Here is a 13,443-nt window from a genome sequence, read left to right on the forward strand (position 1 = left end):
GTCCTCCGGATCAGTGTGAGGGTGGGGTGACGGCACCGCCGCCGGCCGTACCGGGCGTGTCCTCGTCGGCGTCCCCGCCACCGGTACCGGCGCCCTTACCGGCCGGTCCCGCGGTCGCCTCCGCGCTCTCCGTAGTCTCCGTGCCGAGCCCGTTCTCCTTGCGGAAGGACTCGTAGATCTGCAGGAGCACCTGCTTCTGCCGCTCGTTGATCGACGGGTCGGCGAGGATGACGGCACGCGTCTCCAGCTCCTCGCGCTCCCGCTCGTCGAGCATCCCGGCCTGCACGTACAGCGTCTCGGCGGAGATCCGCAGCGCCTTGGCGAGCTGCTGCAGGATGTCCGCGCTCGGCTTGCGCAGACCGCGTTCGATCTGGCTGAGATACGGATTGGACACCCCGGCTGCCTCGGAGAGCTGCCGCAACGACAGCTGCGCGTTGCGCCGCTGTTCGCGCAGATACCCACCGAGATTGCCGACGTTGAGTGATGCCATGGCTCCAGGGTGCCCACTCTTGCTAACTTTTGCAAGCACCCGCTTGCAAAAGTGTTCCACGCAACAAGCGACCCGCCGGGGGCGGACAGCGGGACCTGGCCCCAGCCCCCAGGCGCCGGGCAATTTCGGCTACTCCCACGTGCGGTGTCGCCACCCCCATTACGCTGGGGTATCAGTCAGTCGCACCAAGTGCGCGGAGCGGCGCGCCAGGGGGTGTCGCGGATGTCGGTCGACGGGTACCCGCGTAAGGCGCTGGAGGCGGACGCCCTCCACGCGGAACTGAGCACGGTCGCGCCCGAGTTCGACGCGGGGAAGCGCCCGGAGCGGGACGCCGGGTGAACCGGCGGCACTTACGCGCGCCCCTTCAGTCCGCGCTCACCGCCTGGCGGCAGGCCCGGATCGCCGGGGAGGGTTTCGACGCACGGCGTACCGGCCTCGCCTATCACCTGGCCGTCAACCGTCTGCACTGGTACATCAGCCTGCTGCGGACCGGCCCGCACCCGCGGCCCGAGGTACAGGACGAGTTGAGTGCCGCGTGTCACGCGCTGACAGTCCTGAGCCGTGAATCCATGCCGGCGGCCGCGGCCTCGGGTGCCCACCGGCACGCCGTCATCCATGCCCGCATCGCCCTCGCCGCCGGTGACCTGGCCGATCCCGCGCACGGCGCCCCCCAGCAGGTCGCCCATGTGTTGGAGGGGCCCGCGCTCGACCGCTTCGACCCGTACGGAATCGGTTCCGTCCCACCGGCCGAACGGATCGCGGGCGCCGCCGAGGTCCGCATGGTCATGGCCCGCCTGATCGTCGGACATCCGCCCGCCGTGGGCGTCAGAGGCAGACGGTGGCTCGTGACGGAGGAATCGGGGACCGGACTCAGCGCGGCCTACCGGGACCGGCGCGACTTCCGCCGGGCGGTGCTGCCCAGTTGCGCGGGCCTGGATGCGGCGGGTGAGGCGATGCGGCTCGGGGCCGAGAGCGTCGGCCTCCACGCGGCGCTGGCACGCCGGACGACCGGGCACGTCGTGGAGTACGAGAACGCCCGGAAGGAGCTGGTCCGGCTGTCGGGCCGGCTCGGCGTGAGCGCGCCCGTCGTGGAGTGAGGCACCGTTGTCGCAGTGGGCTCAGGTGTTCGGGGCGCCGGGGCGGTGCGGTCAGCGGCGCGGTCATCAGCCCGGTCAGCGGCGCGGTTCCCAGCGGAAGAAGCGGGAGGCCAGAGCGACGGCGGCGACGACCCAGCCCAGGGTGGGCAGCAGCAGAAGCAGGGAGTCCGCCACGGGAACGCCGCCGTTCCAGGCGTTCATGGCCAGTTCGGTGGCCGAGCCGCCGGGGAGCAGCCGCTTGAGCAGGGTCATCTCCTCGGTGCCCGCGATGCCCACCCAGTTGGAGACGGCGATGGCGCCGAGGCTGACGGGCAGCGTCGTCACCTGGGCGTGCTCGGGGGAGTTCGTCACTCCCGCCGTGGCCAGTCCCAGGCCGAGCATCATGATCACCGACGAGACGACCGCCGCCGCCAGCAAGGGAACGTTGGCCGGTGAACCCGCGACCACGGCCAGCACGGCGAGGATCGCGGTCACCTGGACCACCGCGAGGACGGTGACCGGGAGCAGCAGCCCGGAGAGAATACCGGCGTCGCTCGCCGGGGTGGAGCGCAGCCGCTTGAGGAAGAGGTTCTGCCGGCGTGCGGCGAGTGTGGTCACCGTGGTGGCGTAGAGCCCGAACGCGGTGACGGTGTACATCACCACCGCCGCGATGTACCCGAGGCTGTGCAGGTCGGCGAAGGTCTCGTGCTGGTAGACGAAGAACGCGCAGGCCGCCACCGGGATGATGAAGCTGTTGAACAGCACCAGCCGGTTCCGGGAGATCTGGGTCAGCTCGCTCTGAGCGATGGAGAGCATGGTGAAGGTCCTCTTCTGGGAAGTTCCGGGAGTGGTCTATTCGCTGCCGATGGAGCGGAAGACGTCGTCGAGCCGGGTCGGTCCGGCCTGGAGTTCCCGCAGCTCGATCGCGTTGGCGTGCGCCCAGCCGAGCAGGGCGTACAGGTCGTTCTGGAGGCCGAAGGTCTCGACGAGGAAGTTCCCGTCGCTGTCGCGCGCGGCCCCCAGCGGCAGTGCGGGCGCGGAGGCCGGAAGGGAGAAGCGGATGGCGGCGGGCAGGGTCCGCGTCAGCTCGGAGACGGTCCCTTCCTGGTGAAAGGTGCCCTTGTGCATGAGCCCGATGCGATCGGCGCGCTGCTGGGCCTCTTCCAGGTAGTGCGTGGTGAGCACGACGGTGGAACCGTCCTCGCGCAGTTTGTCCACGGCGTCCCACAGAGCGTCCCGCGACTGGATGTCCAGGCCGGTGGTGGGCTCGTCCAGGAAGATCAGCTCGGGGCTCCCGTACACGGCGGTGGCGAAGTCCAGACGCCGCTTCTCGCCGCCGGAGAGCTGGGACACCATGGTGGTGGCCTTGTGTGTGAGGTCGACGATGCTGAGCACCCGTTCGACCCTGTCCGTGCGCTGGGAGAGCTTTCCGATCAGCCGGACCGACTCCCTTACGGTCAGGTCCGGGGAGAAGCCGCTCTCCTGGAGCATGATGCCCATCCGGGGCCGTACGGCGCGCCGGTCGCGCGGGCTGTGCCCGAAGACCCGGACGGTGCCCGAGGTGGCCTTGCGGTGGCCTTCGATCGTCTCCAGGGTCGAGGTCTTACCGGCCCCGTTCGTGCCGAGCAGCGCGTACAGCTCCCCCTTCCCCACCTGGAAGGACAGGTCTTTCACGGCGTGGAAGTCGCCGTAGTTGAGGTTCAGACGTTCAACGTCGATGACGGGTGTCGAGGTCATGCCTCAATCCCAGCCGTGATCACGCCCGTCCGGCAGTGCGTGCTGTCATCACTCGTGATGACATTCCTCGGGCGAACGCATGACACGGTGTCACTGGCGTCACCCGCGGCGCCGGAAGAATACTGGGCCGACTCCGCCGTTCTATCCGGAAAGCCGCACATGGACACCAGCCCCTCGCACCTGGCGCACATCGGGACGACGCACGGGCGGCTGCGTGGATGGAACCTCGCCGTGTTCCTGCCGCCGCTCGCCGGCGTCGGGGCGGCGCTGGTCGCGGCCGACGCCCGGACCTGGTGGGAAGCCGCCGTCCTGGCCCTGGGTGTGGTGGCGGCCCTGGTGGTCCTCGAACGGTGGACGGCGGGCGACACCTCGCGCGTCGTACTCCCCTGTCTGATCGTCACCGCCGCGGTGTGGCCGTTCGGCGTGCTGGTGGCCGACAGTCACCGGGCGTTCTACGGCATGACGATCGTGGTCCCGTTCTTCGTCGCCCGGCTGCCGCGCCACCGGGGCGCGGTGACCGCGGGACTGGCCGCGTTCGTCGCCGCCGTGGGCGCGGCGAAGCTGCTGGAATCGCCGGACGACGTTCCCGGCGTTCTGCTCCGGTACGTCCTCGTCCCCACGGTCATCGTCGTCGTGACGACCTGCCTCATGTTCGCCAACCGGCGTTTCTACGAGATCATCGAGGAGGCACGGGAACGCGAGGCGGAGCTGGCCGTCTACCGGGAACGCGTCCGGTTCGCCGGCGATCTGCACGACATCCAGGGCCACACACTGCATGTGGTGAAACTGAAGATCGCGCTGGCCGAGAAGCTGCTGCGGCGCGACACCGGGCGCGTGGAGGAGGAGCTGCGGGAGGTGTACGCCCTGGTCAGCGACACCATCGCCCAGACGAAACAACTCGCCTACGCACAGCGGCGGCTCAATCTGTCCGTGGAGCTGGAGAACGCGAAGAATCTCTTCGAGGCCGCGGGCATCCGCGTACGCGTCAACCGTGAGGCGGCCGTCGACGAGAGGGTCGACGGGCTGCTCGGCCAGGTGCTCCGCGAGACGACGACCAACATCCTGCGCCACGCGCAGGCCACGCGGGTGCGGATCACCCTCTCGCGGTCGGGCATCACCATCGTCAACGACGGTGCGCCGGACGCTCCCCTGCCGGAGCTCGGCGGACTGGCGACTCTCAAGGAACGCGTGGGTGACAGCGGAGGCGAGCTGACGGTGGAGATGGAGAACGGGCGCTTCGTCACGGCCGCCGAGTTCGCCCACCTGGGCGCGGCGGCGCCGCGCTCCTCGGCACGGAAGGACGACGACCGATGACCACCGTGGTGCTCGCCGACGACGAGGCGCTCCTCCGCAAGGCGCTCGCGGCGCTGCTGACCCTCGAAGGCGAGATCACCGTGGTCGCCGAGGCGCACGACGGCGAATCGGCCGTACGTGCCACGCTGCGGCACCGGCCCGACGTGCTCGTCATCGACCTGGAGATGCCCGGTGTGGACGGACTCGGCGCCGTCGAACAGATCCGCCGTGAGCGGCCGGACCAGGTGGTCCTCATGCTGACCCGCCATGCCAGACCCGGAGTGCTCCGAAAAGCCCTGAGACTCGGAGTCCAGGGCTTCGTCAGCAAGTCGGCCGAGCCCGCGCACATCACGTCGGTCATCAACACGCTGCACGCGGGCAGGCGCTGGATCGACCCGGACGTCTCCGCGCTCGCCGTCGTCGACGACTGCCCGCTCACCGAGCGGGAGATCGACGTCCTGCGGGCGACCGGCGACGGGTACTCCGCCGCCGAGATCGCCTCCCGCCTGCACCTGGCGGAAGGGACCGTACGCAACTACCTCTCGCACGCCATGCAGAAGACGCAGACGCGGACCCGGCACGAAGCGGCGCGGTACGCGCGGGAACACGACTGGCTCTGACCGCGGATTCAGACGGTCGTCGTCTCCCGTCCCTGTTGCTTCTCCATGGGCTGCTTCTCCAGCTCCTGCTTGTCGGGCGCCTGCTTCTCCGGCCCTCCCGCCTTGGAGGCCGGAGGGGGTTCGGAGCGCAGAGCGGCCGAGGCCGCCTCGACGGCATGGGCCGTTTCGGCGGGTGTGGCACGCTCCAGGAAGCGGAGCAGTTCGACCGGGAACGGCAGGACCAGCGTGGAGTTCTTCTCGGCCGCGACAGCCACCACGGTCTGAAGCAGCCGCAGTTGAAGCGCGGCAGGCTGGTCGGACATCTGCCCGGCCGCCTCGGCGAGCTTCTTCGACGCCTGGAGCTCCGCGTCCGCGTTGATCACTCGTGCGCGGCGCTCACGGTCCGCCTCGGCCTGACGTGCCATGGACCGCTTCATGGTCTCCGGCAGCGACACGTCCTTGATCTCGACCCGGTCGATCTGTACGCCCCAGCCGATGGACGGGCTGTCGATCATCAGCTCCAGGCCCTGGTTCAGCTTCTCCCGGTTCGAGAGCAGATCGTCCAGATCGCTCTTACCGATGATCGACCGGAGTGAGGTCTGCGCCATCTGCGAGACCGCGAACCGGTAGTCCTCGACCCGGATCAGCGCGTCCGCCGCGTCGACCACCTTGAAATAGATCACCGCGTCGACGCGCACGGTGACGTTGTCGCGTGTGATGCCGTCCTGTGCGGGGACGGGCATCGTCACGATCTGCATGTTGACCTTGCTCAGCCTGTCCACGAACGGGGTGATCAGCGTGAATCCGGGTCCTCGGATGCCCTCGCGCAGCCGACCCAGACGGAAGACCACGCCGCGCTCGTACTGCTTGACGACCCGGGCGGACGCCATCGCGAATATCACGCACACGCAGATCACGGCTATGACCGCAATGACCAGTCCCTCGACCATGATGACCCCCTGGTGCCAGACGAAGGTCCCACTCACAACGATATGCCCGAAATGACCCGATGGGCGATCGCCGGTCGCGTTCTAGGCTCCGCCCATGCACCCGGCGCCCTCCACGCGAGACCAGTTGTCCATGATCGACAGCCTGAACGCCCTGCCGTTCCCCGAGCGCGAGGAGAAACGGACCGAGGACGACATCTGGAGCGGTCCCGGCTACCACGTGGCCGTACTCACGGAGAGCCGCGACTTCTGGGAGGAGCGCGGTGAGGAGATCGTGGAGGAGGCCGAGCGGGAGATCGAAGCCGCCTTCGACGCACTGGCCGCGATCCTGACGGGTCGCTGGGGCGAGCCCGAGACCGTCGATCTCTCCCCCTACCTCGGAGTCGACAGCCACGATCCCGGCCTCGGTCCCGAATCCGATCTCGTGGTGCCCGAGCCGATGGGCTTCCTGTGCGGACTCGCGGGCAGCATGCGCGTGTGGCGGCCGACTCCTGCCGGCCGATGGCTGGCACTCGCCGTCGGCCAGGCCGATCCCGAGTGGCCGATCCAGCTGCTGGCCGGGTTCGGCGAGGCGTCCTCGTTGCCGGACCGACCGACCTGGCCGGACCGACCGACCTGGCCGGACCGACCGCCACCAGCACCCGCCCTCACGCGTCGAGGACCGCCACCTCCACCCGCTCCAGCCGGTCCGCGTCCGCGATGATGTCGATCTCGGCGACCTTGTCGTCCCTGATCGTGAAGGCGAGCACCAGGAACAGCCGTCCGCCGGGGGCCATCACCAGCCCCGGCGACCCGTTCACCAGCGCCGACTGGGTGAACCTGACCCGTTCCGCAGCCATCGACGCGCCCTTGCCCACCTGCTGGGCGCCGCGGAGCAGCAGCGGTGCGGGGGTGGGGCCGGCCGCCCGGTCCGCGCGCAGGATCACATCCGCGTCGAGCAGCGTGACCAGCGCCTCGAAGTCGCCGCCCCGCGACGCCGCCAGGAACGCCTCGACGACATGGCGGCGGCGCGCCAGATCAGCTTCGGGCACCGGCGAGGCCCCCTTGACCCGGCGGCGCGCCCGGCTCGCGAGCTGTCGCGCCGCCGCCGGGGAGCGCTCGATCATCGGGGCGATGTCGTCGAAGGGGACGGCGAACATGTCGTGCAGGACGAACGCCAGCCGCTCGGCCGGCGTCAGAGTGTCGAGCACCACCAGCAGTGCCAGCCCGACGGAGTCGGCCAGCAGCGCCTCCTCCTCCGGGTCGTACTCCCCCCGGCGCGAGCCGGCCGGGTCCGGCCGGCTCGGTACGTCGAGCGGTTCCTCACGCCGGGAGGCGCGCGTACGGAGCATGTTCAGGCACACCCGCGCCACCACGGTCGTCAGCCAGCCGCGCAGATTCCCGATCCCGCCGGCGTCGGCGCCGCTGAGGCGCAGCCAGGTCTCCTGGACGGCGTCGTCGGCCTCGCTCGCGGAGCCGAGCATCCGGTAGGCGACCGCGCGCAGACGAGTCCGGTCTTCCTCGAAACGCTCCAGAAGCCAAGTGCTCTCGTCCATCACGTCACATTCCTCGCTCGCCGGGTGTCACTGAAGTAGACCCTCTCAACCCGCCGATGCGACCGGGACACCCGGTCCGCGAGACCTTGGAGAAACCATGACGTCATCGATTCTGGTCACGGGCGGCACGGGCACCCTCGGCCGCCTTGTCACACCTCTGCTGCGCGACACCGGTCACCCGGTACGGGTGCTGAGCCGGCACGGCCGCGCGTCCGAGGACGGCGTCGAGTACATCGCCGCCGATCTGCTCAAGGGCGAGGGGATCGAGGCCGCGGTGGACGGCGCCGAGATCGTCCTGCATCTCGCGGGAGCCGCCAAGGGCGACGACGAGGCGACCCGGAATCTGGTGCGGGCCGCGTCGCGCACCGGCGTACGGCACCTGGTCTACATCTCGGTCATCGGCGCCGACCGGCTTCCGCTCGGCTATCCCAGAGCCAAGCTCGGCGCGGAGCGGGCCGTGGCCGATTCGGGGCTGCCCTGGACGACGCTGCGGGCGGCCCAGTTCCACGATCTGATTCTGACCATGATGCGCGGCATGGCGAAGCTGCCGGTGATCCCGGTCCCCGGCGGGCTGCGGATGCAGCCGGTCGACACCCGCGAAGTGGCGGACCGCCTCGTGGAGCTGACCCTCGGCGAACCGGCCGGCCGTGTGGCCGACCTCGCCGGGCCGAAGGTGTACGGGCTCCGGGAACTGTGCGGCGGCTACCTCCGGGCGAGCGGAAAGCGCCGGCCGATGGTGACGCTCCCGGTGCCGGGCAAAGCGGGCCGCGCGTTCCGGGCCGGGGCGAATCTGGCCCTCGACGGGGCCGACGTCGGGCGGCGGACCTGGGAGGACTTCCTCGCGGAGCGGGTGGGCGGCGCGTCGCACTGAGCCGTACGCGGGGGCGGGAGCGGGGCCGGGGGCTCGGGCTGGAGCGGGGCCGGGGGCGCGCATATCGCGTGGCCGGGGCCCGTCCGCCTCCGGCACAGTGGGCCCGTGGACAACGAACGCTCGCACCTCGGCGCCGACTTCATCCCCGGTCTCGACCTGTCACGCCTCCTCTACGAGGAGGCGGTGCGGCCCGTCCTCGACAGCGCGTATCCGGGACTGCGGTACACCGCCGCGCGGGTCGGCTCCGGGTCGGAGGTGCTGGGGTTCGACACGGCCCGGTCCGCCGACCACGAGTGGGGGCCGCGGCTGAATCTGTTCCTCGCGCCGGACGACGCCGCCGAGCACGGGGCCGAACTGCACCGGCTGCTCGCGCGGCGGCTGCCGAAGCACGTACGCGGCTGGCCCACGCACTTCCGGCACGCGGATCCCGAAGTCCCCATCGGTCGGATGGAGTTGACGGACGGCGCGGTCAACCACCGGGTGTCGGTCGACGGCCTCGGCGACTGGCTGCGTACCCAGCTCGGCGTGAACGCGGCGACGGCGGATGGGCCCACGGTCCGCGACTGGCTCGCGATGCCACAGCAGCGGCTCGCGGAGGTCACCGGCGGCGCGGTGTTCCACGACGGTCTCGGCACGCCGCGCACGCCGCGCACGCCCGGCGAGGTCGGCACTCTCGGCGCGGTACGGGCGCGGCTGGCGTGGTACCCCGACCAGGTGTGGCGCCATCTGCTGGCCTGCCAGTGGCAGCGGATCTCCCAGGAGGAGGCGCTCGTCGGCCGGTGCGCCGAGGTGGGGGACGACCTCGGGTCGGCGGTCGTCGCGGCGCGGCTGGTGCGCGATCTGATGCGGCTGTGCCTGCTGCTGGAGCGGACGTACGCCCCGTACGGGAAGTGGCTGGGCAGCGCGTTCGGGCGGCTCACGGCCGCCGACGGTCTGCGGCCGTCGCTGGCGGGCGCGCTGGCCGCGACGGAGTACCCGGTGCGGGAGCGGCATCTGTGTGACGCGTACGAGTACGTGGCCGGGCTCCAGAACGCGACGGGCCTCGCGGACCCGGTGAACCCGGCCCGTCGGCCGTACCACAGCAGACCGTTCCAGGTCCTGCACGCCGAACGCTTCGCACAGGCCCTCGCGGCGACCGTCACCGACCCCGAACTGCGCGGCCTGCCGCTGACCGGCGGGGTGGACCAGTGGGCGGACAGCACGGACTTCCTCGGGCTGTGCGGGCCCCGGCGCGCGGCGGTCGACGCGCTCGCCCGCACCGCTACGCGATCTCCTTGACCCATGGCGTCAGCTCCGGAGGGTCCGGAAGAACGCCCGTACGTCACCCACCAGCAGCTCCGGCACCTCCATCGCCGGGAAGTGGCCGCCGCGGTCGTACGAGGTCCACCGCGTGATGTTGTTCGTCCGGTCGGCGATGTGGCGCAGCGGGATGAAGTTGTCGCGCGGGAAGTCGGCCAGTGCGGTCGGGACCGTGGACGGCTCGGCCGGCGACCCCCGGTACGCGGCGTGCGCCCGCTCGTAGTAGATACGGGCGGACGAGCCCGCCGTGCCGGTCAGCCAGTACAGCATCACGTTCGTGAGCAGCCGGTCCCGGTCGATCGCGTCGGCGGTGTCCGTCCACTCGTGGAACTTCTCGGCGATCCAGGCGAGTTGGCCGACCGGCGAGTCCGTGAGGCCGTACGCCAGTGTCTGCGGGCGCGTCGACTGGATGTCGGCGTACCCCTGGCGTTCGCGGGCGAACTCCCGCCCCCGCTCCCAGGAAGCCACCGCGCGCCGGCCCTCCTCCGGGCTCAGCGCGGCCAGTTCCGCCGCGCTCGGCTCGTGCGTCGCGCCCCCGCCAGGCAGCAGGTTGAGATGTACGCCGACGACCCGGTCCGGTCTGATGCGGCCCAGCTCGCGGGAGATCGCCGCTCCCCAGTCGCCGCCCTGGGTGCCGTAGCGCTCGTACCCCAGGCGCGCCATCAGCTCCGCGAACGCCGCGGCCACCCGCTGGTACTCCCAGCCCTTCTCCCGCGTGGGGCCGGAGAGACCGAAGCCGGGGATGCTCGGCAGCACCAGGTGGAACGCGTCGGCGGGATCGCCGCCGTGCGCGCGGGGGTCGGTGAGCGGGCCCGCCACGTCGGCGAACTCGACGATCGAACCGGGCCAACCGTGCGTCATGATCAGCGGCGTCGCGTCCGCCTCCGGCGACCGGATGTGGGCGAAGTGGACGGTCGCCCCGTCGATCGTGGTGGTGAACTGCGGCCACCGGTTCAGCTCGGCCTCGGCCGCCCGCCAGTCGTACGTGTGCCGCCAGTGGTGCGCCAGGGCCTGGAGATGACCGAGCGGGACACCGTACGCCCAGCCCGCCCCCGGCAGTTCGTCGGGCCAGCGGGTGCGGTCGAGACGGTCGTGGAGATCGTCCAGCTCGCTCTGCGGGATGTCGATACGGAACGGCTCGATACGGGAAGGGCCGGGGCGGGAGGCGTCGGGGCGGGACGGGGTGGGGCTCATAGCGGCGCATCGTAATTCCGGCCGCCCGGACGGCCCCACCCATTTCCGTCTTGACCCTCACACTGATGTCAATGTCTGAGCCTGTGGCCATGGACAATCAGCTCTTCGGCTACAGCCCGATCACCGAACGTCCCCCCATCCACTGGCCGGACGGCGCCCGCGTCGCCTTCTACGTAGGACTCAACGTCGAGCACTACCAGGTCGACCGCCCCTCCACGAGCATCTTCGCGGGCACCGCCGCTCTGGCGCCCGACCCGTTGAACTACGGCTGGCGCGACTACGGCCCCCGCGTCGGCATCTGGCGGCTGATCGACAGCCTCGACCGGCACCGTATCCGCGCGAGCGTGATGCTCAACTCCGACGTCGGCACCCGCTATCCGCAGATCGTCCGCGCGGGACGCGACCGGGACTGGGCGTGGATCGCGCACGGCAGGAACAACTCCATCTTCCAGGCCGACATGGAGCGGGACGAGGAACGCGCCTATCTCACCGAGGTGGTCGACACCATCGAGAGGGACACCGGCCGGCGCCCGCGCGGCTGGCTGGGACCGGCGCTCACCGAGACCTTCCGGACTCCGGAGCTGCTCGCCGAGCTGGGTCTGGAGTATGTACTGGACTGGTCGAACGACGACCAGCCGTACCGGCTCGACGTACCCGGCATGCTGAGCGTTCCGTACTCCATCGAGGTCAACGACATCAGTCTGTTCGTCGGCAAGAGCCTCAGCGGGCCCGACTTCGTGCGGATCGTCGAGGACCAGCTGGATCAGCTCTACGAGGACTCGGCGGACAGCGGCCGGGTGATGTCGCTGGTGCTGCATCCGTTCGTCATCAACCAGCCGTTCCGGCACAAGTACCTGGACCGGGCGCTGGAGCACATCGCGAACCACCCGGGCGTCTGGCTGACGACGAGCGACGAGATCGCCGAGCACTACGCGCGGACGGTCGAGGAAAGTGAACTGCCGAGGGGGTGAAGCGCGGAGAAGTCGCTCGCGCCACGGCGGCGTTCCGCCCTACCGTTGAGGGTATGGACTTGGACCACGCCCGCGCGCTGTGGAGTGAACTCGCCGGTGTCCCGGTCGAGTTCACCTCCCCCACCGCCGTCGTGACCGCGCCCGGCTCGCGGCTCTGTCCGCCGGGCTGGGCCGGGATCGTACGGATCGGCGACGCCGCCGTCGTCACCGCGCCGGACGCGCGGGGCGCCGAGGCGCTGAACGAGGCGGTACGGAAGCTGGCGTACGCGGACCTGGTCGACCCGGTCCGGCTCGGCGAGGCGCTGAGCGGTACGGCCGCACCGGTGCTCGACGTGCTGGGACCCGCCACGCTCTCCTACCTGGACCGGGCCGCGTTCGTGCCCGCGCTTCCCGATGAGGCGGGTCAGACCGTCGAGCGGACGGCGCCGGACGGCCCCGCGCTGGCCGCGCTGCTGGCGGGCGTCGGGAAGGGCGACGCGGACGAGAGCGGCCTGGACGAGATCACCTCACCCGCGTTCCTGCTCCGCGAGGCCGCGGACGGGAGTACGGCCGGGGATGGCGAAGGTGCCGGGGACGGTGCCGGGGACGTCGTGGCGGCGGCCGGTTATGTGGCCTGGCCGCGCTCGGTCGCCCATGTGTGTGTGCTGGTCGCCCCGCACCGGCGGCGCCGGCGGCTGGCGGGGATCGTGGCGTCGGCCGCGGTGTCGCACGCGCTCGACGCGGGTCTGCTGCCGCAGTGGCGGGCCCGGCCGTATCCGTCGCGGAGGGTGGCCGCGGCCCTGGGTTTCCAGGAGCTGGGCGCTCAGCTCAGCGTGCGGATGTAGGTCGTGGCGGGGCGGCCGCCGACCTCGGTCTCGCCGGTGGCGACGAATCCCGTACGGTTCAGCACCGCGCGCGAAGCGAGGTTGTCGTGGGTCGTCATCGCGCGCAGCGAGGTCAGTCCGTACGTGTCGGCGGCCAGCAGGCAGACCGCCCGGACGGCTTCCGTCGCCAGGCCCTTGCCCGCGGCCTTCTCGGCCATCCGGTACCCCAGCTCGGCCGACCCGTCCGCCACGTCGACGAGATTGAAGCGCCCGATCACCTCGTCGGTCGTACTGCCGTCGCCGCTGACCAGCACATGGAAGTAGTGGAGTCCGGCGCCCTGCTCGGTGAGCAGATCGCCGTGCCGTGCGGCGAAATCGGTGAAGTAGGAATCGCCCCGGTCGGAGATCGAGGCGGTGAAGTAGGCCCGGTTCTCCTGCTCGAATGCGAGCAGTGCCGGAGCGTGGTCGAGTCGGAGCAGTTGAAGTTCGGGCATATAGGCACGCTACCCGGCGGCGGCCGGGTCATGGCTCGGGATTTTCGCCCTGCGGCGCACGTCAGAAGCGTGCCGGGTCGTAGCGGGGGCGCCCGGCGCCATATTCGGTGTGGGCGCCGGGCGCCCGCGAGTAC

15 protein-coding genes are annotated in these 13,443 nt (G+C 70.9%); 8 read left to right on the plus strand and 7 right to left on the minus strand.

Annotated features, from left to right (window positions below):
• Nucleotides 1-10: 10 nt before the first annotated feature.
• Nucleotides 11-490 carry a helix-turn-helix domain-containing protein gene (locus ACFWHU_RS26670; protein ID WP_385796448.1) on the minus strand — a complete coding sequence of 160 codons (480 nt, stop codon included), beginning with the start codon at nucleotides 488-490 and terminating at the stop codon, nucleotides 11-13.
• Between the two features lie 335 nt (nucleotides 491-825).
• Here ACFWHU_RS26670 and ACFWHU_RS26675 point away from each other — a divergent pair, with 335 nt between their 5' ends.
• Nucleotides 826-1,587 carry a hypothetical protein gene (locus ACFWHU_RS26675; protein WP_387227770.1) on the plus strand — a complete coding sequence of 254 codons (762 nt, stop codon included), beginning with the start codon at nucleotides 826-828 and terminating at the stop codon, nucleotides 1,585-1,587.
• Nucleotides 1,588-1,662: 75 nt separating this feature from the next.
• Here the strand turns inward: ACFWHU_RS26675 and ACFWHU_RS26680 are convergent, their stop codons facing one another.
• Together ACFWHU_RS26680 and ACFWHU_RS26685 are read right to left on the minus strand one after the other, a co-directional pair.
• The gene (locus ACFWHU_RS26680; RefSeq protein WP_385796443.1) at nucleotides 1,663-2,382 is read right to left on the minus strand and encodes an ABC transporter permease; all 720 of its coding nucleotides are present in this window, start codon (nucleotides 2,380-2,382) and stop codon (nucleotides 1,663-1,665) included.
• A 36-nt stretch (nucleotides 2,383-2,418) separates the two neighbouring features.
• Nucleotides 2,419-3,303, minus strand: coding sequence for an ABC transporter ATP-binding protein (locus ACFWHU_RS26685; protein ID WP_385796441.1), 885 nt, complete (start codon nucleotides 3,301-3,303; stop codon nucleotides 2,419-2,421).
• Between the two features lie 159 nt (nucleotides 3,304-3,462).
• Here ACFWHU_RS26685 and ACFWHU_RS26690 point away from each other — a divergent pair, with 159 nt between their 5' ends.
• Together ACFWHU_RS26690 and ACFWHU_RS26695 are read left to right on the plus strand one after the other, a co-directional pair.
• Nucleotides 3,463-4,617 carry a sensor histidine kinase gene (locus ACFWHU_RS26690; RefSeq protein WP_387227774.1) on the plus strand — a complete coding sequence of 385 codons (1,155 nt, stop codon included), beginning with the start codon at nucleotides 3,463-3,465 and terminating at the stop codon, nucleotides 4,615-4,617.
• Nucleotides 4,614-5,216, plus strand: a complete 603-nt coding sequence (locus ACFWHU_RS26695) for a response regulator (protein WP_387227776.1) — start codon at nucleotides 4,614-4,616, stop codon at nucleotides 5,214-5,216. The genes ACFWHU_RS26690 and ACFWHU_RS26695 overlap by 4 nt, the downstream gene beginning before the upstream one ends.
• 8 nt (nucleotides 5,217-5,224) lie before the next feature.
• Here the strand turns inward: ACFWHU_RS26695 and ACFWHU_RS26700 are convergent, their stop codons facing one another.
• Nucleotides 5,225-6,145, minus strand: coding sequence for a slipin family protein (locus ACFWHU_RS26700; RefSeq protein ID WP_385796435.1), 921 nt, complete (start codon nucleotides 6,143-6,145; stop codon nucleotides 5,225-5,227).
• A 94-nt stretch (nucleotides 6,146-6,239) separates the two neighbouring features.
• Here ACFWHU_RS26700 and ACFWHU_RS26705 point away from each other — a divergent pair, with 94 nt between their 5' ends.
• Nucleotides 6,240-6,845, plus strand: coding sequence for a hypothetical protein (locus ACFWHU_RS26705; protein ID WP_387227778.1), 606 nt, complete (start codon nucleotides 6,240-6,242; stop codon nucleotides 6,843-6,845).
• On the opposite strand, the gene ACFWHU_RS26710 is transcribed toward ACFWHU_RS26705, so the two are convergent.
• Nucleotides 6,790-7,677, minus strand: coding sequence for a sigma-70 family RNA polymerase sigma factor (locus tag ACFWHU_RS26710; protein ID WP_387227780.1), 888 nt, complete (start codon nucleotides 7,675-7,677; stop codon nucleotides 6,790-6,792). The genes ACFWHU_RS26705 and ACFWHU_RS26710 overlap by 56 nt on opposite strands.
• 97 nt (nucleotides 7,678-7,774) lie before the next feature.
• Here ACFWHU_RS26710 and ACFWHU_RS26715 point away from each other — a divergent pair, with 97 nt between their 5' ends.
• Complete coding sequence (locus tag ACFWHU_RS26715; RefSeq protein ID WP_387227782.1) at nucleotides 7,775-8,548, plus strand: SDR family oxidoreductase; 774 nt, start codon at nucleotides 7,775-7,777, stop codon at nucleotides 8,546-8,548.
• A 105-nt stretch (nucleotides 8,549-8,653) separates the two neighbouring features.
• Nucleotides 8,654-9,826, plus strand: coding sequence for a DUF4037 domain-containing protein (locus tag ACFWHU_RS26720; RefSeq protein WP_387227784.1), 1,173 nt, complete (start codon nucleotides 8,654-8,656; stop codon nucleotides 9,824-9,826).
• Between the two features lie 9 nt (nucleotides 9,827-9,835).
• Here ACFWHU_RS26720 and ACFWHU_RS26725 read toward each other — a convergent pair whose 3' ends face one another.
• Nucleotides 9,836-11,041, minus strand: coding sequence for an epoxide hydrolase family protein (locus ACFWHU_RS26725; RefSeq protein WP_387227787.1), 1,206 nt, complete (start codon nucleotides 11,039-11,041; stop codon nucleotides 9,836-9,838).
• Between the two features lie 71 nt (nucleotides 11,042-11,112).
• Between ACFWHU_RS26725 and ACFWHU_RS26730 the strand changes: the two genes are divergently transcribed.
• Both ACFWHU_RS26730 and ACFWHU_RS26735 read left to right on the plus strand, forming a co-directional pair.
• Complete coding sequence (locus ACFWHU_RS26730; protein WP_385796420.1) at nucleotides 11,113-12,012, plus strand: polysaccharide deacetylase family protein; 900 nt, start codon at nucleotides 11,113-11,115, stop codon at nucleotides 12,010-12,012.
• Nucleotides 12,013-12,065: 53 nt separating this feature from the next.
• Complete coding sequence (locus ACFWHU_RS26735) at nucleotides 12,066-12,836, plus strand: GNAT family N-acetyltransferase (RefSeq protein WP_385796418.1); 771 nt, start codon at nucleotides 12,066-12,068, stop codon at nucleotides 12,834-12,836.
• Here the strand turns inward: ACFWHU_RS26735 and ACFWHU_RS26740 are convergent.
• Nucleotides 12,815-13,309, minus strand: coding sequence for a GNAT family N-acetyltransferase (locus tag ACFWHU_RS26740; protein ID WP_385796417.1), 495 nt, complete (start codon nucleotides 13,307-13,309; stop codon nucleotides 12,815-12,817). The two genes, ACFWHU_RS26735 and ACFWHU_RS26740, sit on opposite strands and share 22 nt — an antisense overlap.
• Nucleotides 13,310-13,443: the final 134 nt, after the last annotated feature.

Source organism: Streptomyces sp. NPDC060366 (assembly GCF_042725135.1).
Classification (GTDB): domain Bacteria; phylum Actinomycetota; class Actinomycetes; order Streptomycetales; family Streptomycetaceae; genus Streptomyces.

What these genes read in the sequence shown, in the direction of transcription:
- ACFWHU_RS26670 (WP_385796448.1), bottom strand. Translation starts at nt 490, where the DNA reads ATGGCATCACTCAACGTCGGCAATCTCGGTGGGTATCTGCGCGAACAG.
- ACFWHU_RS26680 (WP_385796443.1), bottom strand. Translation starts at nt 2,382, where the DNA reads ATGCTCTCCATCGCTCAGAGCGAGCTGACCCAGATCTCCCGGAACCGG.
- ACFWHU_RS26685 (WP_385796441.1), bottom strand. Translation starts at nt 3,303, where the DNA reads ATGACCTCGACACCCGTCATCGACGTTGAACGTCTGAACCTCAACTAC.
- ACFWHU_RS26690 (WP_387227774.1), top strand. Translation starts at nt 3,463, where the DNA reads ATGGACACCAGCCCCTCGCACCTGGCGCACATCGGGACGACGCACGGG.
- ACFWHU_RS26695 (WP_387227776.1), top strand. Translation starts at nt 4,614, where the DNA reads ATGACCACCGTGGTGCTCGCCGACGACGAGGCGCTCCTCCGCAAGGCG.
- ACFWHU_RS26700 (WP_385796435.1), bottom strand. Translation starts at nt 6,145, where the DNA reads ATGGTCGAGGGACTGGTCATTGCGGTCATAGCCGTGATCTGCGTGTGC.
- ACFWHU_RS26705 (WP_387227778.1), top strand. Translation starts at nt 6,240, where the DNA reads ATGCACCCGGCGCCCTCCACGCGAGACCAGTTGTCCATGATCGACAGC.
- ACFWHU_RS26710 (WP_387227780.1), bottom strand. Translation starts at nt 7,677, where the DNA reads ATGGACGAGAGCACTTGGCTTCTGGAGCGTTTCGAGGAAGACCGGACT.
- ACFWHU_RS26715 (WP_387227782.1), top strand. Translation starts at nt 7,775, where the DNA reads ATGACGTCATCGATTCTGGTCACGGGCGGCACGGGCACCCTCGGCCGC.
- ACFWHU_RS26725 (WP_387227787.1), bottom strand. Translation starts at nt 11,041, where the DNA reads ATGAGCCCCACCCCGTCCCGCCCCGACGCCTCCCGCCCCGGCCCTTCC.
- ACFWHU_RS26730 (WP_385796420.1), top strand. Translation starts at nt 11,113, where the DNA reads ATGTCTGAGCCTGTGGCCATGGACAATCAGCTCTTCGGCTACAGCCCG.
- ACFWHU_RS26735 (WP_385796418.1), top strand. Translation starts at nt 12,066, where the DNA reads ATGGACTTGGACCACGCCCGCGCGCTGTGGAGTGAACTCGCCGGTGTC.
- ACFWHU_RS26740 (WP_385796417.1), bottom strand. Translation starts at nt 13,309, where the DNA reads ATGCCCGAACTTCAACTGCTCCGACTCGACCACGCTCCGGCACTGCTC.